Source organism: Sulfitobacter sp. (genome assembly GCF_036961165.1).
Lineage (GTDB): Bacteria > Pseudomonadota > Alphaproteobacteria > Rhodobacterales > Rhodobacteraceae > Sulfitobacter.
The window spans coordinates 1-21,445 of record NZ_JBALVJ010000046.1; the positions used below are offsets into that span (position 1 = coordinate 1).

17 protein-coding genes and 1 pseudogene are annotated in these 21,445 nt (G+C 56.1%); 2 read left to right on the forward strand and 16 right to left on the reverse strand.

The window, feature by feature from the left end; translation table 11 throughout:
• Window positions 1-102: 102 nt before the first annotated feature.
• The 3 genes from V7730_RS16230 to V7730_RS16240 all read right to left on the reverse strand — a co-directional run bounded on the left by V7730_RS16230 (window position 103) and on the right by V7730_RS16240 (window position 3,794).
• Window positions 103-570 carry an ExbD/TolR family protein gene (locus V7730_RS16230; RefSeq protein WP_335748646.1) on the reverse strand — a complete coding sequence of 156 codons (468 nt, stop codon included), beginning with the start codon at window positions 568-570 and terminating at the stop codon, window positions 103-105.
• Window positions 563-1,246, reverse strand: a complete 684-nt coding sequence (gene tolQ, locus V7730_RS16235) for a protein TolQ (RefSeq protein ID WP_335748647.1) — start codon at window positions 1,244-1,246, stop codon at window positions 563-565. Before tolQ ends, V7730_RS16230 begins: the two co-directional genes overlap by 8 nt.
• A 106-nt stretch (window positions 1,247-1,352) precedes the next feature.
• Window positions 1,353-3,794: a YbcC family protein gene (locus V7730_RS16240; protein ID WP_335748648.1), complete on the reverse strand. Its 2,442-nt coding sequence runs from the start codon at window positions 3,792-3,794 to the stop codon at window positions 1,353-1,355.
• A 586-nt stretch (window positions 3,795-4,380) separates the two neighbouring features.
• Here V7730_RS16240 and V7730_RS16245 point away from each other — a divergent pair.
• Window positions 4,381-6,168, forward strand: coding sequence for a proton-conducting transporter transmembrane domain-containing protein (locus tag V7730_RS16245; protein WP_335748649.1), 1,788 nt, complete (start codon window positions 4,381-4,383; stop codon window positions 6,166-6,168).
• Between the two features lie 273 nt (window positions 6,169-6,441).
• On the opposite strand, the pseudogene V7730_RS16250 reads toward V7730_RS16245, so the two are convergent.
• A pseudogene (locus V7730_RS16250) lies at window positions 6,442-7,601 on the reverse strand (IS3 family transposase).
• A 283-nt stretch (window positions 7,602-7,884) separates the two neighbouring features.
• On the opposite strand from V7730_RS16250, the gene V7730_RS22700 reads away from it, so the two are divergent.
• A complete protein-coding gene (locus V7730_RS22700; protein WP_443070233.1) occupies window positions 7,885-8,109 on the forward strand; it encodes an IS3 family transposase in 225 nt (74 codons plus the stop codon).
• A gap of 261 nt (window positions 8,110-8,370) precedes the next feature.
• On the opposite strand, the gene V7730_RS16260 is transcribed toward V7730_RS22700, so the two are convergent.
• From V7730_RS16260 to V7730_RS16315, 12 genes are all read right to left on the reverse strand, one after another.
• Window positions 8,371-10,656: a putative inorganic carbon transporter subunit DabA gene (locus V7730_RS16260; protein ID WP_335748650.1), complete on the reverse strand. Its 2,286-nt coding sequence runs from the start codon at window positions 10,654-10,656 to the stop codon at window positions 8,371-8,373.
• Window positions 10,657-10,659: 3 nt separating this feature from the next.
• On the reverse strand, window positions 10,660-12,225 hold the full coding sequence (locus V7730_RS16265; protein WP_335748651.1) for a proton-conducting transporter transmembrane domain-containing protein: 1,566 nt from the start codon (window positions 12,223-12,225) through the stop codon (window positions 10,660-10,662).
• A gap of 611 nt (window positions 12,226-12,836) precedes the next feature.
• Window positions 12,837-14,534 (reverse strand): proton-conducting transporter transmembrane domain-containing protein, encoded by a 1,698-nt coding sequence (locus V7730_RS16270; RefSeq protein WP_335748652.1) that lies wholly within the window; start codon window positions 14,532-14,534, stop codon window positions 12,837-12,839.
• On the reverse strand, window positions 14,531-16,003 hold the full coding sequence (locus V7730_RS16275) for a complex I subunit 5 family protein (RefSeq protein WP_335748653.1): 1,473 nt from the start codon (window positions 16,001-16,003) through the stop codon (window positions 14,531-14,533). The genes V7730_RS16270 and V7730_RS16275 overlap by 4 nt, the downstream gene beginning before the upstream one ends.
• Window positions 16,000-17,451, reverse strand: a complete 1,452-nt coding sequence (locus V7730_RS16280; protein ID WP_335748654.1) for a complex I subunit 5 family protein — start codon at window positions 17,449-17,451, stop codon at window positions 16,000-16,002. Before V7730_RS16280 ends, V7730_RS16275 begins: the two co-directional genes overlap by 4 nt.
• Window positions 17,444-17,719 carry an NADH-quinone oxidoreductase subunit K gene (locus V7730_RS16285; RefSeq protein WP_335748655.1) on the reverse strand — a complete coding sequence of 92 codons (276 nt, stop codon included), beginning with the start codon at window positions 17,717-17,719 and terminating at the stop codon, window positions 17,444-17,446. Before V7730_RS16285 ends, V7730_RS16280 begins: the two co-directional genes overlap by 8 nt.
• Window positions 17,709-18,614, reverse strand: coding sequence for a hydrogenase subunit MbhD domain-containing protein (locus V7730_RS16290; RefSeq protein ID WP_335748656.1), 906 nt, complete (start codon window positions 18,612-18,614; stop codon window positions 17,709-17,711). Before V7730_RS16290 ends, V7730_RS16285 begins: the two co-directional genes overlap by 11 nt.
• Window positions 18,611-18,904 (reverse strand): cation:proton antiporter, encoded by a 294-nt coding sequence (locus V7730_RS16295; protein WP_335748657.1) that lies wholly within the window; start codon window positions 18,902-18,904, stop codon window positions 18,611-18,613. Before V7730_RS16295 ends, V7730_RS16290 begins: the two co-directional genes overlap by 4 nt.
• Window positions 18,901-19,152, reverse strand: coding sequence for a monovalent cation/H+ antiporter complex subunit F (locus V7730_RS16300; RefSeq protein ID WP_335748658.1), 252 nt, complete (start codon window positions 19,150-19,152; stop codon window positions 18,901-18,903). The genes V7730_RS16295 and V7730_RS16300 overlap by 4 nt, the downstream gene beginning before the upstream one ends.
• The gene (locus tag V7730_RS16305; protein ID WP_335748659.1) at window positions 19,149-19,730 is read right to left on the reverse strand and encodes a Na+/H+ antiporter subunit E; all 582 of its coding nucleotides are present in this window, start codon (window positions 19,728-19,730) and stop codon (window positions 19,149-19,151) included. Before V7730_RS16305 ends, V7730_RS16300 begins: the two co-directional genes overlap by 4 nt.
• A gap of 559 nt (window positions 19,731-20,289) precedes the next feature.
• Window positions 20,290-20,532, reverse strand: a complete 243-nt coding sequence (locus V7730_RS16310) for a hypothetical protein (protein WP_335748660.1) — start codon at window positions 20,530-20,532, stop codon at window positions 20,290-20,292.
• Between the two features lie 296 nt (window positions 20,533-20,828).
• Window positions 20,829-21,326 carry an MgtC/SapB family protein gene (locus V7730_RS16315; protein WP_335748661.1) on the reverse strand — a complete coding sequence of 166 codons (498 nt, stop codon included), beginning with the start codon at window positions 21,324-21,326 and terminating at the stop codon, window positions 20,829-20,831.
• Between the last annotated feature and the right edge of the window lie 119 nt (window positions 21,327-21,445).

Consider the following 21,445-nt stretch of genomic DNA (forward strand, 5'->3'; position numbering starts at 1 on the left):
GTCCGTCTCGGGTAGGGCGCGTTCCGACCTCCTCATGCTCCATGCAACAACGCCCCCAACAAGGCAGATACCGGAGATGCACTAACCGAGCGTTGGTATGAATTATCCTTCAGAACCGTTCGGCGCAGGGTCTGCGATATCCGTTACCAGACCGATGTCGGAAAACCCGGCAGCATCCAGCAGCCCCATAACTTCGACAACACGGTCCCACTCAATCCGGCCATCGGCACGCAGAAGTATCCTGTTGCTGTCGCGCTCGGTGGCGATTGCCTGCAACCTCTGGACCAGAACATCCTGCGCGGTTTCCGTTTCCTGGATCATCACTAGCCCGTCGACCGTAATCGTCACGCTCAGCGGCTCTTCTTCATTGCCGGGCAATGCCGTTGCAGAGGTTTTAGGCAACTCAATCGGAACACCAGCAATCGACAAAGGTGTGGCGACCATAAAAATGATCAACAGCACCATCATGACATCAACAAACGGGGTGACGTTGATTGCCGAAATTGTCTGGGCACGATGGCGACCGCGTCTGCCGCCGTCACCACGCAAGTTCTGTATGCTTTCACCCATGTGAGCTGGCCGATTGTCTGCTGAGAATAGTCGCAAATTCATCGGCAAAGGCTTCGTAGTCGCCTAGAATTTCCTCACTATCTGTTGACAGCTTGTTATAGAATATCACAGCCGGAATAGCTGCAAGAAGGCCAATGCCGGTCGACATCAACGCTTCTGCAATGCCGGGAGCGATAACGGCAAGGTTGGTGGTCTGCGACTCGGAAATCTCGATGAATGCATTCATAATGCCCCATACCGTACCGAAAAGACCGACAAACGGAGTTGTTGAACCAACAGTCGCCAAAATCGGTAAGCCTTTTTGAAGCTTGGATGACTGTTTGGCGATGGCCACATCCATCGACGTGTTTATGCGCGCAGTGGTTTCGGCGATCAATGCGCCATCCTGGCGATGCGACTTGCGCCATTCGAGCATGCCAGACGCGAATATCTGCCCAGTTGAGCCTTCCGGATCTGCCCCGATCTGGTCGAATAGGGCATCCAAAGGATCACCTGACCAGAACGCGCGTTCAAAGGCATTGGCCTCAGCCCGGGCCTTGCGATATTGGATTGACTTGTCGATGAACACTGCCCAGCACCAGAAAGACGCTGCGACCAGCAAGATCATGACGATCTGGACAAGAATTGTCGCGCGCGCAAACAACCCCCACATTGTGAAATCTTGTGCTGCTTCCATCTGCCTGTTCTGCCTATTTGCCCTGTTCTTGGGCTCGGATTACCCGGCAGGTTGTTTCGCCCCGTATCCGGAAAAAGTTACCTGCAAGCTTAAAAACTCTTAAAATTCAAAGACATTTTTCACGGTAGGTTCTGAACAATGATTGATCGGTCGTCACGATTTCAGAAGCATGTTCGGAGACATCTGCAATCGCAGACCATTTCAGATCGCCCGCATACCGCCACGCCATTTGGCCGTTTTCATCAAGTGCAAAGAGGTGCAGCCAGCGATTGTCGAACAATGCCCGCAGGCCATCATGCCGTTTGATAACGTCTATTATTGCCTCTTGAGGTGCCTCGATGCAAACGGACAGGCGCAGCGGTTCATGTGCATAGGTCTCGCCTTCGTGGACCGATTGCCACGGTAGCCCTGCACGCAACGTACCGCCGTTGCCTTCGACCACGCCGATGCCGCCCGTCACATTATGCAAGAGCTTGTTCCCCGCACCGAAGGTTTCAGGTGCCACGGTCGATCCGTAATATTGCAGGCTGATCCAGCTGGCTACAACGATGGGGGCAGTCATGATCAGCTCAAGCACGCCAAAATCTTTGTCGCGGGTCCAATCATAATCATGCAGGAAGACACGGCCTTGCATGCTTTTTCCTGCCGTGCGGTGGCGCGGCGCGGCTATGAATGCCTTGCATCCTGCCAACGCCCATTCGGGCCGCGTCTCGGCCCAGTCGCGGCTTCGGGATTTAATGTCCAGACCACCCTTGGTGCGGGGTAAACGAAGCGACCGCTCGCCGCGTGTGGCTTTGCCCGCCACCATGAACCAAAAACGCGCTTTTTCAAGGTCGGAACTGTGGGTCTCGGACTGACAGTCCTGTGTATATAGCGTCACTTCATCTGTCGTTGTGTCATGCAGGGCTGCGACAAACAGGGTGTCGTCGGGCACCACAATATCACGCATAGCCAGTCTTTTTCGCACCTCTGCCCTGTTGAGCAGCCCTGCGAGCAGGCGGGCGTTCACCTCGCCGGAATAGCCTCCACAGGCACCACAATGCAGACCGCTGGCAAAGGGATTGTTGACGACATTTGCACCATGCCCCGCCAACACGACCAGCCGCGCAAAATTGTTTGTAAACGACATCGCGCGAAGGATCGTCTCGGCGGCATCCGTTTGTGCGGTAAGGTCCAGAGCGGGGTCGAGACGCGGGGCCGGTCCTGCCGGTTCTTCATTCGGGGCAAGCTTCAGCGCGTCACGGACCAATTTTCCTGCATAGATCGGGCCTGTCGCCTCGACAAAGGCAAAGGACGAGACGGCGGCCAGTTTGAAACGCCCCCAAGCGCGGTTGGCGCGTGCCTTGAAGCGGGCGGTCTGGTCGGCATCGACGTCGTCGCCTTGTGAAGTTGAGGTGATACCAGGGTTCAGCAGAACCGGCAGACGCAGTTCATCGACATCTGATGCAAACCCTTTGTGTGACGTTGTGAGGCCAAAGAAACCCGCAAACCCAAGCGTCTGGATGCCCGGATAGACAGCTTCCAAGGCGCGTCTGAGTATTTCGGAGCGGACGTCGATGCAGAAGGCGGCCTGCAAGGCGGGGCGTATGTCATAGGTAAATGGGGCAGGGACAGCAAAGCTGACGGCCAGATCGCGTTGCGCAGCTCGCTCCCAAGCTTCTTGAAGAATGGTATTGACCGTTAGATCAGGGTCCGGGAGTACGGGTGCCGCATGTGCCGCTTTCACCATCTGCCACTTGTCTACGATCTGATCTTTGTACTGCTCGAAAAGAGCTTGTTCCCACAAAAGCCGGATGGTCAGGATGTCTGTGATCGTGTCATCGCTGCCACCGGCCAGTTCGGCCTGCCATAGATGATAGCGCGCGACTTGCGCCCACCCGCCCAATGAAAACAGTAGTTGGTGCAGATATGTTTCAAGTGCGCCATTTGAAAGCCCCAGCCGACCTGCCGCCTGCGCTTGTGCCCCATCTGCTGTATCGGGCGTGTCGCTGACGAATTGAGCAAAGCCTTTCAGGCCCGCGATTTCAGGTGTCAAATCATGGGCCGCATTCTGGCGCCACGCATGATAAGCACCACGCCTGCGCGGCGCCTCCCAAAGTGCCTGACCCTGATCAAAGAAACCGGCGGCCCATCCGCCAAACCGATCCGCGAAGATGCCCGGCCAATCGATGCCGGATACATCCGCTGCAAGGTCGGCAACGGTCGGCTGCGGTGTTGGGGTTTCGGCATTGCTGCATGCCAGCATTTTCAACGCGGCCAGATCAGGCAAGTCTGCGGCATCTTGTGCTTTGAGGGCCCCGATGAGGTCTGCATCAGTTATTGTGCCATCCGTGATGCGGGTATTGTACCAGTCGCGTGGCATCGTTACAGGCACGCCCCCGACACGGCCCAACCGAGCGCCAACTTGTGCCAGGGTTTCAGTTGCCTGACCCAAAAACGGGTTCACAGCGACTGAAGAGGCCAGCGGCCAGAGCGGTGGGATGGCGCGCGCAGCAGTATCACTGGCTTTGACGAGAGTTGAGAGTGGAAAGTTTGACGGCACGTTCATGTGTGTGTCCCTTGGCGTTGATCAGAAGTAGTCCGCGGATGATCTGCCTACCCCTTTGTGTTCTTACGAAAACGCGCTTGCCGTCACTTTCATCCCTTCAGGGGAAATTGATTTTTCATCCAGCCTGTCCGATTTCTGGGGATGAATCCCAGCCCCAGCGCGTTTCTCTCTCAGGTAAACGTTTTCCAACATGCCTCATCGACGAACGAACCCTTGGCTTGAAAAGGAACTTTGAATGAATGCTCATCTGCCTAAGAGCCGGACGCCAGCGCAATGCGTTCGTGAGACGTCTGCACAGAGCAAATGCTGAAATCAAGAATGGGATAAAGCAATCTGTTCCATGCTAGTTGCAACCCGGTCGCCCAACTGGTCGAAACGGCGGTTAAAAAATGAAAATGCCGGGATCGGGTATGTCCTGATAACGGCACACCGGGCTTGGAGAGAACGCCAAGCAAGTTAGAAGGAAAAAGACCACCGTAGACCGCGAAGCATAGGCCTCCCGATCGACGTCCCACAAAGGCCGACTGGTGCGATATGACCCTCCCCAGCCGTGCAATCATTTTATCAGCTTCAAGGAGAAACACTCGTGTTGAGTGACGTTTTGCCATTTTTGGCCCCTCTTGCCCTCATTGTCGCCGCTGTGCTTGCCTTTCGGGGGACCGCGATGCGACCGGGGGCGGTGTTGCGTATTGTCGAAGGCGCGACCCTTCTCACTTTGGCGACTGCGGTCCTATCCTCAATTTACTTGGTGACGGAAGGATCTGCGACCAGCAGTCTTTTCGGTTTTTGGGGGATGGGCATATCGGCCCGCCTGGACGCAGTCAGCGTCGTGATGTTGTTGTTAGTCAGTTTTGTCGGTTGGGTCGTTGTGCGGTACGCCGCGACCTACATGGATGGTGAGCCACAGCAAGGACCTTTCACTGGCTGGCTGTGCGCGACGCTGGCGGCAGTGATGATGCTCGTGATCGCAGGCAACATCTTGCAACTGTTTCTTGCATGGATCTCTACCAGCCTGTTTTTGCACAAGCTTTTATTGCATTACCCAGGCCGCGTTGCAGCACAAAGAGCGGCACATAAAAAGTGGATCATTGCGCGGATAGGTGACGGCGCCTTGCTGGTCGCGGTTGTGCTGCTTTTTGTTGTCTATGGGACAGGCGATATAGCAGAGATTTTGGCGGCAGCACGTCTGGGCGAAGGTCAGGCAGGGGCCGGTTGGATAGCGGCGGCACTGGCCTTTGCGGCGATCCTGAAATCAGCACAATTTCCGATGCACGGATGGCTGACAGAAGTTATGGAAACGCCAACGCCGGTTTCCGCTTTGCTGCATGCGGGTGTAATCAACGCAGGCGGCTTTTTGTTGATCCGGTTCGCGGACGTGATGCTGCTGGCGCCGGGTGTTTTGGCTGTATTGGTCATCATCGGTGGGTTCACGGCACTGTTTGGCGGTCTGGTTATGCTGACGCAATCGGCTGTAAAAACCTCCTTGGCATGGTCGACTGTGGCGCAAATGGGGTTCATGATCCTGCAATGCGGTCTGGCGCTGTTTTCGCTGGCGCTGCTGCACATCGTGGCCCATTCGCTTTACAAAGCGCACGCATTCTTGGCCTCTGGGATGGCCGTTGACAGCATCGCCGCTATCCGCAGGCCGGGCCCTGTAGCAATTCCAAACAGCCTTGCGGTCGGCCGTGCCTTCCTGATCGCTTTGGTTATCTATGGGGTTGTGGCCTTGCTCTTTGGCGTCACAGGGAAGTCGCCACAGGCAATTGCGCTTGGTGCCATTCTGATCTTTGGCGTTGCATACCTGCTGGCACAGGGTCTGGCGGATGCGGCCCCCCGCGTCCTGACACAACGCACTGCCGCCTTTTCAGTCGCTAGTGCGGTCGGGTATTTTGCACTGCAAAACGGTGCTGAATGGCTCATGGACGGCACCTTGCCAGCAACACCGGCACCGGGACCCTTGGAATGGGCACTGATCCTTCTGACGTTGTTCAGTTTTGGTCTTGTTGCTGTGGCGCAGGCGATGTTGCCGCTCTGGGCCTATCATCCGGCAGCGGCGGGCATGCGTGTGCACTTGTCCAATGGACTTTACGCTAATGCCGTCTTTGACAAACTGCTGCGCGGTCCATTGGTTTCAAAACGCAATTTTGCATTCGCTGCTGGGTACGAAGCGGCAACCGAAAGGTTTTTGTCACACAACACTCAAGTTCAAGAGGAAATGGGGAGCCCAATTTCTGTTTCTCAAAAACCGAGCACGGTCCCTGCAATCGAGTATCATGAAAATGAAAGAAATGTGTTCAAAGGGTTGGGGCTTGCGATAGCAATCATAGTTCTTGGCATGCTTGGTATACCAATTGCTTTGATGTCCCTTTTCTAGAAATCTGATTTGGCCTGAAGAAGGATAGACCCACAGTTGGTTGGTTTTACAGAGTTCCCCCTTTTGAAATGGTCCGCACCTATGGTTAGGAAACCGGGGGACCAGCAATGGTCATTTGAAGGGGTCTTGCTTTCTTGGAGAGGTTTGCGGACCAGCCAGGATGTATCCGGATTAGATTTCAGGCTGCTTGGCTCATCTATAGCTTGCCAAAGTGCGCGGCGTCGCATGCATGTTTATCAAGTGCGGTTGACCTGCCCCCCAAGGCTCCCTCATTCATAATGAGAGTCTGCGGGTTTGGATTCCATATTCTTCATCGTCAGTTTGGGCAAGCGCGTCGTGTGCCGAGCCCTCAAATTGGTCCAGTGCTCGACGCGCTTCTGATGGTGTCCGGTTTTCCAGCGAGGAGTGCGGTCTGACATTGTTGTAGTCGTACCGCCAAAGGGCCAGTTTACGGCGTGCATCATCTAAGGTGTCGAAGATTTCCTCATTCAATAGCTCGTCTCTCAGGCTGCCATTGAAGCTTTCGATGAAACCATTCTACTGAGGCTTGCCGGGATCAATGTAATGCCAATCCACGTCGTTCTCGCCAGCCCATTTTAGGACCGCACGACTGGTAAATTACGTTCCATTATCGCTGATAATACAAGCTGGTTTTCCGTAGAGGCGCACAAGCGCATCAAGTTCCCGCGCAACCCGAGCGCCCGAGATGCTGGTGTCGGCCATCTGGCAGAGGTTCTCACGGCAGCGATCGTTATTCACAGCCAGCATGCGGAACTTGCGTGACGCGCCAAAAGTATCAGACACAAAGTCCAAGGACCAACGCTCGCCAGGGCGCAACGCGACCGGCATTAGTGTCCGCGGTCCACGTGCTCGTTTGCGACCTCTTCGCCGTCTGACGCCCAGCTTTTCCTCGGTGTAGATACGATACAGTTTCTTGTGGTTCATGATCATGCCTTTGCGCTCCAACAGAACGCCGATCCGGCGGTAGCCAAACCGACGCCGTTTGCTGGCAATAGCCTTCATCTCTTCGCGAACTTCAGGATTATCCGGCGGTTGGTCGCGCCGGACAGTCTTGGGGTCGACACCGACAAGCCTGCACGCCCGGCGTTGCGAGATATCATGATCCCACATTGCCTTGCGTGCTGCAGCCCGTCGCACATTCGGTGTCGTCAGTTCTTTCCCTGCAGATCTTTCAGGACAACGTTATCCAACATGGTGTCTGCCAAAAGGCGCTTCAGTTTAGCGTTTTCATCTTCCAGCGATTTGAGGCGGTGGGTATCGGAAACGTTCATGCCACCATATTTGGCTTTGAACTTGTAAAACGACGCAGGGCTCAAGCCATGTCTGCGGCACACCTCTGCCGTCGGCATCCCAGCTTCTTGCTCTTTGATCATCCCGATAATCTGGGCTTCGGTAAAACGGCTCTTTCGCATCTGTTTGCTCCTTCGAAAGGTTAGGCAAACTCTACATTAAAGTGGCGGAAGTTTCGGTGGGCAGGTCACGGTGTGTGTCGCTTGGCGTTGTAGGAACCAGTGCAACTGTCGATCATGCATTTGGCTTGGAGGCCGTCCTGCAATTCGTATAGATAGACCACCTCCTGCTTGCGGGATCGCCACAAAATCCCGCTAAAGATATTGACCCTGCCGGGCAAGTGATCGTCACCAGGTAGAGGAACCCGCGTCGAACCGGAATTTATGTAATGTCTCTACAAAAGACGTGTTTCGGGCACGTGACTGTCGGCTTACGAAGCAGATAGAGGTCGAGCTGGTTTGGCGACGGCCATGGAAAACGCGGCGGCAGGCAGAGATAGCCGCCTTTGAATACATTAAAGGCTTCAACAATCCACGACGCCGCCACTCGGCTGGAAAAGCCCTGTTGCTTCGAATGAAACGTGGCCTAAACGACGACCGGGGGCGGCACAAAACGCGATTGATAAACTGAAAAAAACCAGACGACCCCGTCATGTTCTGGGCTACCGCCCACCTGTGCCAATGCCCATCGTACCGACCGATAGACGGCCTATCATGAACTGGCTTTCAGTCTGGAAAATCCGAGTGGGGCTCCTCAAATATCAGAAGCCTCAGAGCAACCGTTGGCTAAATTTCTTGCAACAACTGGCGCAGGCCGTATTCTTGCTGCGCGTTTACATCTGCAATGACATGACATGACTTCTGACTCAAAAGAATTCATTGTAGTTCCGCGTCAGCAGTTGCCAATACCGGACACCTGGGTTTGGTCAAAACTTCCAACCTCTAGCCACCCAGCCTGCACCAGGCTTTCCACCTCCGGGCTGGTACAGATCGCGGCATCGATTGCGGCTTGCGGAGCTGCAATCCGCGCAATCAAGCGCAAGGGATCATGGACAGGTTTGCCGTTGAGAAACAAACTCTGGTCTGAAAGCCCGCTTCTTAGTCGCCCGGAGGTTCCGTCCAGCACCCCGATCCCGCCGCACACATTCTGGACGAGTTTGTTGCCGCTGCCGAAGTCCTGTGGGGCTACCGTTGCGCCATAGTATTGGAGGTTGATCCGTGCGGCGACCAACAAAGGACCGCCAACAATTTCTGCAAGCAATTTTCCTTCGGGATCGTGGGCAAATTTGTAGTCATGCAGAAAGACCTTGCCTTCAAGATCGCGGTTTCTTGTTGCACTTCGGGGGGCCGCTACGAACCAGTGGCAACCGGCGAGACCGCGCTCCGGACGGGTCTGCGACCAGTCTCCACCTCGTGCGTAAAGATCGCCGCCCCGCGCAGTAACGGGCAGATCGGTAGACCGCTCGGCACGCACCTGAACGCATGCTTGATCGAGGATATCGTGCAGCCATCGCATCGACTGCGGAGTGCGGTCCCCCACGGGGTCAGTGATGAAAAGTGTAACAGTATCGCCTGTCGTGTCATGCAGACCGGCTTGGAACACCGTTTTTGAAGGTATTTCAATGCCACGCAGCACAAGTAGTTTGCGGAGAGGGGTTTCGTTCAGGAGGCACGAAAGGGTGCGGGCGTTCATGGCGCCATCGTGTCCTCCACACGCCCCGCATTGTAAGAGGCTGCTTTGCGCATCGTTGGTGACACGTGCCTCATGACCGATTAAGACCACTACCGGCGGGAAATCTCTCGTCATGCCTATAGAGCGGAGGGCCGCTTCCGCCGCATCAGCCGCAGCCTCGCTCGTGGGGTCGAGCGCTAATTCGGGTGCGCGTCCGTAGCCGATGATACAGCGTTCGTGGAACTGCGAGGAATTAACCAGTGGACCCAGGCGGAGCAGGCCCGCAGCTTCGACATAAGCAAAGCTAGAGACGGCTGCCCGCGAGAAACGCGAAATGACCCGCTGAAGCCGATCTTGAGTGTACACAACCTCGCTGGCGCCTACTCCGGACGGTTGGCTTACTAAGGGAAGATTGGAAAAGCCAGCTGTTCCGTAGGTCTGAATTTCAGGTTCGATGATCTCAATCGCACGCCTCAGCCGTTCGGAGCGGACGTCCATGCAGAAAACAAGCTGCGCTTTGCAGGATGCGGGTTCAATGGGCTGGCCTGCGTCCCCCGCTTGCCTGAGCAATGTGTCGAGGCGGCGGGCAGATGCCAATTCCGCAGCTCTTTGCAGCATGGCGTCAATCAAATGGTTCGTTCCCACCTGAAGCGGTTTCTGATGCATAAGGACCAGAGCGTCCCACTTTAGGCCCACATTCTTAACGTAGCGCGTGTGAATGGCCTGCTCCCATGTTAAGCGAATGGCGAGCAGTTCCGAAAGAGTAGTGTCGCGCGTTTGGGTCCGATCCGCTTCCCACAGGCGGTAGCGTCCGAGCCCTGCCCATCCACCCAGATCGCATAAAAGGCGGTGAAAAACCGATGGGGCTGCATCGCTGTCGATACCAAGTGCGGCGCATGCGTCCCCGATAGCCTCCCAATGATCGTGCCTACTGATGCTGATCGCATCACGAAAGCCAGTGAGATCGAAGATCTCAGGTGTCCGATCTGTCATGGCCCAGTCCCGCCAACTGTTCCAAGCGCTTTGGTTGGTCTGCTGTGCCCAAAGGAGTTCGTCGCTGCCGAAATGGCTTTGGGCCCAGGCCCCTATTCGCTCGCCAACAAAATTTGGCCAATCGGTTCCACTGTGTTCCGCTGCGAGGTCAGCAACGGTTGAAATGGCCTGAAGCATGTCGTTCGCAGAATGGACGGCTTTGAGGATTTCGTGCTCGCTCAAATCAAAAGTGGGTGCGATTTCAGAACGCGATATACGAATGTCCTGAAGAGTAATTTCTCCCTTCAAAACGCGGTCCAGCTGGGCCGAACGGCTCGGAAAAAGGCGAGCCCCTGCACTGCGCTCCAGGCGCGCTGCGGCAAGAGCAATAGGATCGTCGCTCAGGCCATCGAAAGGATTCACCGCTTCGACTCGAGAAAGCGGAAAGAGCGGTGCAATTTTGCGGATTGCTTGTTCGGTCGCGGCAATGAGTTCCAGTAAATTGCGAGAGAAGTCTTGATTCCGAATGAGCATCGCTCAGATCTCCTTGGATCGAGGGTTGGTTCTCCAGTTGCTGGCGAAACAGTCTATCAGTGCATTGAGGTAGAATCCATTCGTGGTATGGACATGCATTTCGCGAACGGCAGGATGGTTGGCCCAGTGCGGCAATAGTGCCTGCAGAACAGTGACTGCTGTGAAACTCACCAGCGCCAGCGTGATCAGCATCCATTCCAGCGGACCCGCCTGCGGTGTCGGGGGCAATGTTCCAGCAGCCAATTTCTGGGCGACCCACTGAAACGTTAGATACGAGGTGGCGAACAGCACCGAGGCCCTCGCAATTTCAAAAACCAGCGCACGCGGTGCTGCATCTGCAAGGCCTTGGGCTACGAGGCACCCGATCCCGAACACAAGGATTGCGCCAAGTGCGACCGCCTGTGGAGAGTTCTCTACGAGGCCAAGCGGCAGTACGACAAGGGCGTAAATCGTGAGCGATATGGCCATTCCCAGCGCGAATTTGTAGGGTGACGAGTGGATAATATTTCCGGTTTGTCCCGCTGGACGAGTGACAAGACCTGCCCCGGCCGAAGTCAGAAGTGCGTGGGTTTTGTAGACCGCGTGCGCTACGATGTGCAGGAGTGCGAGGGGGAACAACCCCAGACCACATTGCAAAATAATGAAGCCCATTTGCGAAACCGTGGACCATGCCAGTGTGGCCTTCGTGGCCGATTGCGTCAACATGACGACCGACCCCGCGAGAGCTGATAAGCCTCCGACAATGACAAGAATGGCCATAATGAAGGGCGCGCCGAGCATCATGTCGGCAAAGCGGATCAGCAGAAAGCCACCCATGCTCACGACACCAGAATGAAGGAGTGCCAAAGCTGGAGTAGGGGTCTCCCTGCCGTCTGTCAGCCAACCGTGGACTGGAAGAAGAGCCGACTGTAACACCGCCGCAGCGGCCAGACATAAGGCGGCAAAAAGCGCTGTCACAGGTATGTCTCCTGCGCGTGCTGCCGCGTTTATATCGGGTATACTGATAGTGCCATAGGCTGCGTAGACAAGCATCAAGCCAGCCGCCAGCGCAACATCTGCACTTCGCGCAAAAAGCAATTTCTTGCGAGCGGCGCGCTTTGCACCGGGCCGGTTCGGATAGAAGATGAGAAGTCGTTTCGCACCGATGCCAGTTGCGAGCCAACCAAGACCCAATTGCACGAGGTTCCCAGCTGAAACCAGCAAGACGATACCCGCCAGCGTTACGCACAGCCAGAAGGTAAAATGCCCTTCCCTTTCTTCACCCTGAAGATATGTCGCTGAAAACCGCAAAATAACCCAAGCGAGAATGGCCGTTAACAACAGCAAGATTACCGATACCGCATCTAGCAGAACTTCGAAGCCAATCTGTCCCAATCCCAGAACGGGTGAGGTTGTGGGGCCGAACATAATGACATGCAGGGCCGCGTATGCTGCCAGACCGAAGCCGACCAACGCCGCGCGCTCTGCCCATTGAGGCGGTGTGGCGGGCATGATTGTCTCTCGCAACCTGATGGCACCGGCCACCATAAGTGCCAGCGGAAAGATTAGAACTATCCAGGCGATCGCCATCGTAATGTCTCCGTTCCAGAAGTGTTAATGTGAAGTATGGTGGGTCGGTTTCTTTGCAAAATGGATTGAAATGCTGAGATAATTCGCTGTGACCAAGCGGCGGAGAAGCGCAACCAATGCCAACTTTGCTATCTTTCAGCCATTACTTACGAATACCGCCCAATTTCATCAAATCTGCTTAGCAGCTGAACCAGAGCCGCGAATCTGATGTGGACGCCTTCGCTTTGACGGTTCCTTGAAGAGAGGCGCTTTCTAGAAACGTTCGGGGAAATTATCGTGGGCTACGTTTGACCGCGTTGCAGAATAAATTATACTAAACTCCCTTCGTTATTGGGCAGGTTTATTGATCATTTTGAGCGCCCTGCGTTTATTATTACAAGAACGCTTGTCGAGCTCTTTTCATCCCTTTCGGACACGAAAAAACGATGTGTGCGGTTTGGATTATGCCATTCGTGATTTGCATGATCTTGCGTGGCTTTGACGTATCCGGTACTAAAATTTCTTCCTTTCCACCGAACTTCGGTTTGATTGCGTGTGGGGGCTGTTTGTAAATGCATCTTCTGGTGGGGCCATAGCCAGCCGGACCGAAGAATCCTTGGCAAGGCAAATCCTTATCGAGCGTATACGCCCGCAGGCGGTGGAGGTGACACTGTTGCGGGTGTGGGCATAAGCGCCAAGAAAAGCGCCAGCCCCACCGCTATGCTCAGGATCGCGAGCGCTCCGCGCTCTGGTCGAAGGAGTGCCGTCGTGGGGCCGCGAAAGAATAGAGGGTGGGCGCGTTTGGCTGGCTTAGGACTGAGAGCCGGTTCCGACTGCGAAACGCGGTGCACCATCCCGAGCAATTCACCCGGCGCCGCAGGTTCCATACGAAGCCCTGCGTAGTGGAAGATCATGCCACCCAACCCCGCAAGAACCCCGGCAGTTACAATCGGCAGGAGGTCGGCGAAGGAGGCAGTTTTGGCGACGTTCTGTGAAATATTTGCAACCTCCAGACCAAAGATCACTAGTGCCGTCATTGCAAGCCATGGCAGTGCGACGTCGAGCGCAGTCTTGGGTTTGTGTGCGGCGCCTGCGAGTAAAAAAAGCGCGCGCAACATGAGAAGTGCCGTCCCAAGGCTTGCGACAAAAAGCGCTGTGCCAAGCCAAATTGTCCACTCCACAGGTGCACCCTCCAGCGCGGTCTTCAGTTCTGACTTGGCCAGCCAACCGCTTGTGACAGGCATCCCGGCAAGGGCCAGTGCGGGCAGCGCCATAAGACCCAGCACCACAATGCGCATCGCACCCCGGTCTACAGACCAGACCGCAGGCACTCCAAGGAACAGCGCCGCCTTGGCAAAAGCGTGATGGGTCGCCAGAATTACCAGTGCCGGTGCGATCAGCAACCACGTCCCCGGTGCGGCGAGTGCTGCGGCAAGCCCCAGCAGGATAAGGCTCATCTGGCCAATGCTTGAATAGGCCAGCACTGCCTTGGGATCTTGTTGAACCATTCCAAGCACGGGCGCGAGAATGAGACCCGCCAGCGCCATCGCGGCAAACGCCACCGCAACTTCGGGCAGGGCAGTTTGACCAAGCGGCAGAACAGTGATCAGACCAAACAACCCGGCCTTCAACATGGCACCGGACAGCACTGCGCTTGCCGGTGCGGGTGCTGCGGCATGTGCCAGTGGCAGCCAAAGATGCATTGGAACAGCCCCGAGTTTGATCAGGAACCCCGTCGAGACCAGCACAGTTGCAAGCAAGGGCACGGTGTCGCCCGTCATGGCGGAAAGCCGCAAATCACCCGTGGCAAAGTGCCCCATCGCCAGACCGGCAAAAAGAGCGACCTCGCCAGTGACAGCAAAAATGATATAGACACGCCCCGCAAAGGTCTGCGCAATGCCACCGCCGTGCAGCACCAGTCCCCAGGAGGCGAGGCTCATTATTGCGAAGAAGGTATAGAACGCGGCGATGTCTTGCGCGATCAACAGGCCCAGATTGCCCGTCATCGCAAAAAGAAAGCAGGCGATGGTGCGGTCGTGGGCAGGGTCACGTGCCAGCAGCCTGATCAACTGCCACCCGGCAAGGCTCCATAGAATTGAGGTGAATATCAGAAAGGTCGCCGCGGTTCTGCTGACCGCAAAGTCGGTTCCCAACAGAAGCCAGTCCAGACGCAAGGGCGTCGGGCCTGGATCGGCCAAACCAACCAGCAATGCGGGTAGCGGTGCAAACGGCACAAGGCCCCGAACATAGGGTCTGAGCCCCGGAATGCAAAACGCAATAACCAGGACCATCGGAACAGTGGGCACAAGCCAGAGTGGGACTTCGATCATTGGTATTCCAGAGAAACAATAAAGCGGGTCCAGCCAAGCGGGCTGAAGGGTGCATTTGCGAAAAGACCGGCTGCGATGATCAAGACGGCCGTCATGGCGGGCGGCAGAGCAAGCATCCAGCCGAGCTTGCGGCGGACCGGTGCGGGGTCTGGTGGATCAAGAAACCATGCGCGATAGAGGATCGGCAGGAAATAAGCGGCGTTCAGCAAGCTTGACCCGGCGAGCAGCGCAATGACCTCTGGCTGCCCCGCTTCAAGACCGCCGAGACCAAGATGCCATTTGCTCATAAATCCAGCGAGGGGGGGAATGCCGATCATTCCAAGCGCTCCGACTGTAAAGGCAAGCATCGAGATTGGCATAAGACGGCCCATGCCGTTCATTGCGCTCACAGTCTTGACCCCGTGCGCCTCGGCAAAGTTACCAGCCGCGAGGAACAGGGTGATTTTCATGATGCCTTGATGGATCAGGTGCGTCAGTCCGCCAATCGCGGCCAGAGGTGAGACAAGCGCAATCCCAAGCGTGATGTAGCTGACTTGGCTGACAGTCGAGTAGGCAAGTCGCTTTTTCAGATCATTCTGCGTCAATGCGCAGACAGAACCCCATATTATCGTAAAGGCGGCCAGCAGGGCGAGTGGCGTGGAAAGACCAAGTTCCTGAACGTTTTCAATCCCGAATACATCATAGACAATGCGCATGATACCAAAGGCGCCTGCCTTGACGACTGCGACAGCATGCAAAAGCGCGCTGACCGGTGCGGGGGCAACCATTGATAGCGGTAGCCAGCCATGCAGCGGCACCAGCGCCGCTTTAACGCCGACGCCAGCGATGAGCAGCACGAAGATGGCGATCAGCGCAATGGAATCGGTCTGCGGCAGATCGCCCAGCACGCCGCGCGGCGTAAACGTCACCTCACCCGCCAGTGCATAGAGCCAGATCGTACCAACCGTCAGCGCAAGCCCACCACCCAGCGTATAGACAAGATAGATTCTCCCGGCGCGATGCGCCTCGGCTGTGCCGCGATGGACAACGAGCGGCCAAGTCGCGAGTGTCAGTAGTTCAAAGAAGATCAAGAAGGTAAATAGGTTGCCCGCCATAGCGATGCCGACGGTTGATGCAACACATAAGGTGAAGAACCCAAAAAAGCGGCTGCGATCCACCCCGTTTTCCAGATAGCCAATCGCATAGACAGTTGTTATCAGCCACAAAATCGCCGAAAGGGCCAAGAACAGAACCGATAGTGCATCAGCTTTTAGATGCAGGTCCAGTCCCGGTGCAACCGCGAAACGCAGATCAGGCGATCCACCCTGCACGACCACGACCGTCAGCCAGACAACCAACGCGAGCTTCAGGGTCGCCGCGGCGAGATTTACAGTTGTCCGCAGCCGACTGGCATGCTCTGGCATCATCAAGATGAGCGGGGCTACACCAAGCGATGTCATCAGGATCGCGATGGGAAGGTACTCGCTCATTTTGTACTGATCTCCAGAAGACTGAGGGGGAGTGAGGAGACAAGGCCAAGGATCAGAGCAGACGTGGCGAGCCCAAGAGCTGTGATATCACCAATGCGCCAGGCTGGATGATGCGCGTTGGCCGCAATATGCGGTCCGCCTCGCAGGCAACGCGACACGACGCGGGCAAGATATGCAGCTGATAGAGCGGTACCGATAAGGATCAGGGCTACCCAAATCCATGCGTCCCGCGCGATAAGCCCATCTATCAAGATCCACTTACCTATGAAGCCTGCGGTGGGTGGCAAGCCGATGAGGCTGACAGAAGCGATCGCAAAAGCAAACTCGGCAGCACCGGGGCGCAGCTCCTTCCGGTTCAGACCAGAGATACGGTCGTGCCCCAATTCTTCTGCGATGCGTCCGACGGCAATGAACATGGCAGCCTTGGCAAGTGCATGCGACAGCATCAAAAGTGCGGCAGCATGCCAAAGACCATTTTGCTGCAAGTTGTCGCCTGCAACGCCAATTGCCAGTGCGATCAGGCCAATCTGTGCGACGGTCGACTGCGCGACAAGCAGCTTGAGCCGCGTCGCCCGAAGTGCTCCCCAAGCTCCCCAAAGCATGGCGCCTGCCCCCATCACCGAAATTGCAAAGCGTAACGCGTCCATGCCCGCGCCGCCCTCGATCGAGATGCGCAGGATGACATAGAGTGCGCCCTTGACGACAAGCGCTGACAGCAAGGCGCTGGCTACAGGTGCAGCACTTGAATGTGCTGCGGGCATCCAGAAATGCAGTGGAAACAGCGCGGCTTTGACAGCAAGACCGGCAATAACAAGCGCGAGCGCGATGCGTCCGGCGACCGTTTCGGCCAACATTGGCACTGCCTCAAGATCCACGCGTCCGATTGCGCCATATGCCAACGCCACGCCAAGCAGCAGTAGAAGACTGCCCGCAAGGCCTGCGCTCAGATAGTCGAAGGCGGCCCGCAACGCGGTTGGCGTGCTGGTAAGCGCCGTCAGACCGATAGCGGTCAGGCCCAGAATTTCGAACGCGACATAGATGTTGAAGAGGTCCCCAGACAGGAACAGGGCGTTCATGGCCCCCAACGTGGCGAGCCAAAGTGGCCAGAAACCCGAACGCATCGATAGTGCTTTTTCTGACACGGGGCTTGACGGCGAAACTCCCCAGCTAGTTGCCTGAAGAGCCACGGCTACGCCGATGCCCGACGTCATGAGCAACATCAGTGCCGTCAGCCCGTCTGCGACAAAAACGATCCCGAGCGGTGCAATCCAGCCGCCGATGGCCACATTACGCGCGCCACTTTGGAGCATATCCAGCGCCAGCCACAAGGCAAGAACAGCAGTCAGGATCGTGGCAGTCAGGCCCCAGAGTGCCGAAGCGCGCGGCGTCGCTGCCGCACCAACAGCGGCAAGCAAAGGGAGCAGGATGACCAGTGAAATGTCATTCATCGTGATCCCCGTCGATCCGTTCGGCCAGCGCCAACAGCGCCGCAGTGACCGCGACAAGAACAACGATACCCGTCAGCACGAAGGCCTGCGGAACCGCATCCGTCGTGTCTCCATTACGCGCTGTCGCGAGAAATAGGATTGCAATCCCAACTGCCAGTATATTCAGCGACAGAACACGCAAAAGCATATCACCGCTGGTAGCAAGGCGGTACAGCGCCAGTCCCACAAGGCCAGACCCGGCGCAGACGTAAACAAGGTCAGATGTCATTTTTGAGCCTCCGGGGTATACCGTAAAAAAGCAGACAAAGCGTGGCGGCAATGGAAAGCGTGAGCGCCGCCTCAATCAAGAGGATCCAGAGTTTTGCAGCGCCTTCCGGATAGAGCAGGAGTGTCCCAGTAAAGGCTTCAGCGCCAAGTGCGGCGAGTGCAAAAACCGCAAGACCCCAAAGAGCGAGCATCATTACCCAATGTAGGAGCCGGGGTGTGTGTTCTGCAAAGCCACCTAGGATCAGGATAAGTAATCCGCCAGTCAGTATCGCACCGGCCTGAAAGGCACCGCCCGGCTCGCTGGCACCTTGCCAAAGCAAGTGTCCGGCGAGAAAGGCGCTGATGGGTACGATAATGCGTGCGAATGGCAGCATCAATTCACCCAGTGCGACGGGTTGCGGGCGTCCCGGCGCGACAATTCGCACCAGAACAAGCGCCACGAAGAGCACGACAATTTCAAGCAGGGTGTCCCACGCCCGGAAGTTTAGAAGGACTGCTGTCACGGGGTTGGTCACACCGCTATCGGCCAGCCGTTCGTCGATAAGTGCGGGATAGAGCGTAGCGCTTGGCACCACGTAAAAGGCCCAAACGAGCGCAACAGTCAGACCCGCCGCGATTATTACTGCGAAAATCCGCTGAATGCTTGGCAAGATTGGCCTTTTCGCTGGCTTTAGACACCTCGCACTTCGTAGGAGCAGCGCGCCCGTCAGACCCGCGCCGATTGCGGCCTCAGCCAGTGCCACATCGGGCGCCCCGAGGCGCACCAATGAGAGCGCCACCAATAGTCCAGTTACCACGAACCCCGCAACAGAAGCGACGCGGTCGTGAGTGCCAAGTGCAGCAGCAGCAGTGAATACTACGCCAAAGGCGAGCAAAATATCGAACGCCAAACTCATTCAAGTTCCGCCTCCGATAAATGCGCCCGTGCGATAAGATGACCTATCGTGGCACCTGACAGCGCGACCAATATGACGCAAAGGCCAAGCGCTGGCAGCGTATCCAGACGTCCTGTGAGGCAAGCCGCTCCCAATGCAATCAAACCCATTCCTGCCGTATCCGCTTTGGTCAGCACGTGAAGTCGGGACAGGACGTCCGGAAGGCTCCATACCCCCAGAGCCGCGATCAACAGGAAACCCACGCCGAACGTCATAAGCGTCAGACCCAGCACATCCATAACCGCCGTCATGGCCGAGTTCCCCTCAAGGCAACAAAGGCGATCCCGGTCACCGCAGCAAGGGCGGCAAAAACGAGCGCTGCGTCAAACAGCTCAGGTGCATTATCAGCGGCACCAAGAACGACCAGCGTCGCAACCGTTCCCGTCCCCGCAAGCTGTGCAGCAAGGATACGGTCTGCGGCAGTCGGGCCAACAATAAGCCTGGGCAAAGCTGCGAGGGTGGACACAAGCGTACAGAGCGCAAGGTAGTCTAGGATCATGATAAAACCTCCTTGCAGTCTAGCCTGTAAAGTGCGGCGATGTGGGCCTCTAGCGCGGCGATTTCAGCCTGCGTGGCATTCGACGGGTTGAGTGCATGTACCGTCAGAACGTCGTCCACAATCCGGGCAGTTAACGTGCCGGGTAGAAGTGTAATCGCCACTGCAAAAAGCTGGCGCGGCCGACCCTTGGGCAGGTATGTGCGCCAGGGTATGAGTCCGGGCTGGAGTGCCCGGGGCGATAAGCTGCGCCAGCTTACGTCTACCGCACCACGCAGAATGCCGATGATTGCGAATTTTGCAAAGCGCAGTACCCCAAGGGGTGAGAGTCTGAGTGTTGCGGAGGATGGCAAGAACAGCACAAGTGCCCCGCCGATCAATGCTGTGGGGACACCTACGACCCAGCTTGCAGGGTCGTCCCAGTGGAATCCGCCCCATAGGGCTATAAGTACCATACTGGTTGCAATCGCGCTTTTTAGGCGCCTCGACGAAAGCGCTGCATCCAAGCCCTCATTATCTGAAGCGGTAACGGCCGGCGGGGTTTGCTGCCGGTCGATTGAAGGAACGTCGTGAATGGTCATAGAATCTCCTAGGGGAACGTCAAAAGGCGCTTGAGCGATGGTTCCGAAATCGCAATCCTCTGCCATGCTGTTGCCAGAAGGGCCCGGATTCTTTCGGTCGATTGAACAATGACCCGATGTGGCGGATCCCTTTGCGATCCGCATTCATAATAAAAGCGCACAGCTCGCGCGCTTCATCCGTGCATTGTGTCGAAAAGAAAGAGGCCGACGCAAAGGTCAGCCTCAGGCAACTTGCGTCTCTGGGTCAACGTCAATGTTTGCAATTTCTTGGTCACCGCAGAACGTGAACCACCACCCAACCGCAACAACGACCGCACTAACCATCAGAAAAACTCAAACAACACCTAGCGGAGCTTGCCGTGCCCAGATAATCAAGAAGAAATCCATTATCCCCAGTTGCGTTCAGCAGCAGCCCGCAGAGCCGCCATATGGCCTTTGTAGCGACTGCTTTCAGCACCCGCACGATCAGGTGGGCCGCTATAGTGCTTCCAGCGGTCTACGCCATTGCGAAAAGCAACGGCGCCTGCGGCCGTAACGAGCACCTTATGGCAAGGTAGAATCAGCCCTTTTTAGTGATCTTTTTTATCCAGCGGATCAACATGTTGCCTTTCGGCGGTTCCTCTTGGTCTTGTTGGTTCACTTGCTTCACGGCGTCCTCCTTCAGTTGTTCCTGACCGTCGGGCTGAACGAGTGCTTCCACCACGTGGTCCTCTGACAGGTCTTCTTGGTCCGGTTCGATCTGTGGCTGCACTGCGTCCTTTCCCATCTGTTCCTGATACTCGTGTTGAAGTTCCAGTTTCATCGTATCCTCCTTCAGCTTTTATGGGCCGCACATCGGGCTGGAAACGCTACCCGCCGACCATATACAAAGAACGCGTGGAGAGCCGCTTTCATCCCGGGGATTGCAAAAATATGCCCTCAATTCACAAGAGAACCTAATTCTGGTCAGCATGGCGGCCTAAATGTCGTTGCTGCCGCAAGACCCACATCCTTTGCCAGGTATGCCAAACACCATCACCCCAGAATGGACCCGGATGGGCTATCAGGCGTCTGGATCAAGTCGATTTGCGCGGCAAAGCCGCAAAATGGTCTTTTGAATCATCTATCAGATGCTTCTAAGGAAGTTCGATGAGGATTTTTTGTTATCAGTGGGACAACCGACAGAACGAACAAAACAATGAGCGTCGTCAGAACGGCAGTTGCTTCCATTCCCAGACCGGAAGCGATGCCGATCCCCGCCGCAGTCCAGATACTCGCCGCTGTTGTAAGTCCGCGAACCCTTTGTGTGGTCGTTCCGAGGATGATTGCTCCAGCACCAAGAAACCCGATTCCCTGAATGGTGCCTTGTATCACTCGGGAAAGATCCCCTAGTGACATTTCTGCTTGCGTTGGGCCAATCATGAATATGGCGGCACCAACGGCTACCAACATATGGGTCCGCATCCCTGCACTCTTGGACTTTCGTTCCCGCTCGTATCCCAAAACCCCGCCCAATACTGCCGCGATCAACATACGGACAGTTATCTTGGTAACGGTTTCTACGTCTGGGATGTCAGAAAACTCCAACACGACTGTTGACCAAATTTCTTGCAGCATCCTGCACTAGCTTTCTTTGAAATTAGTTTGCTTTTAAAGCATGCTAGGCAAAAGCATGATTACGACCACAAACAGGCACCGTTGCCTCGTCTTGGGCAGGTGGGTGCGCCATGGCAGCT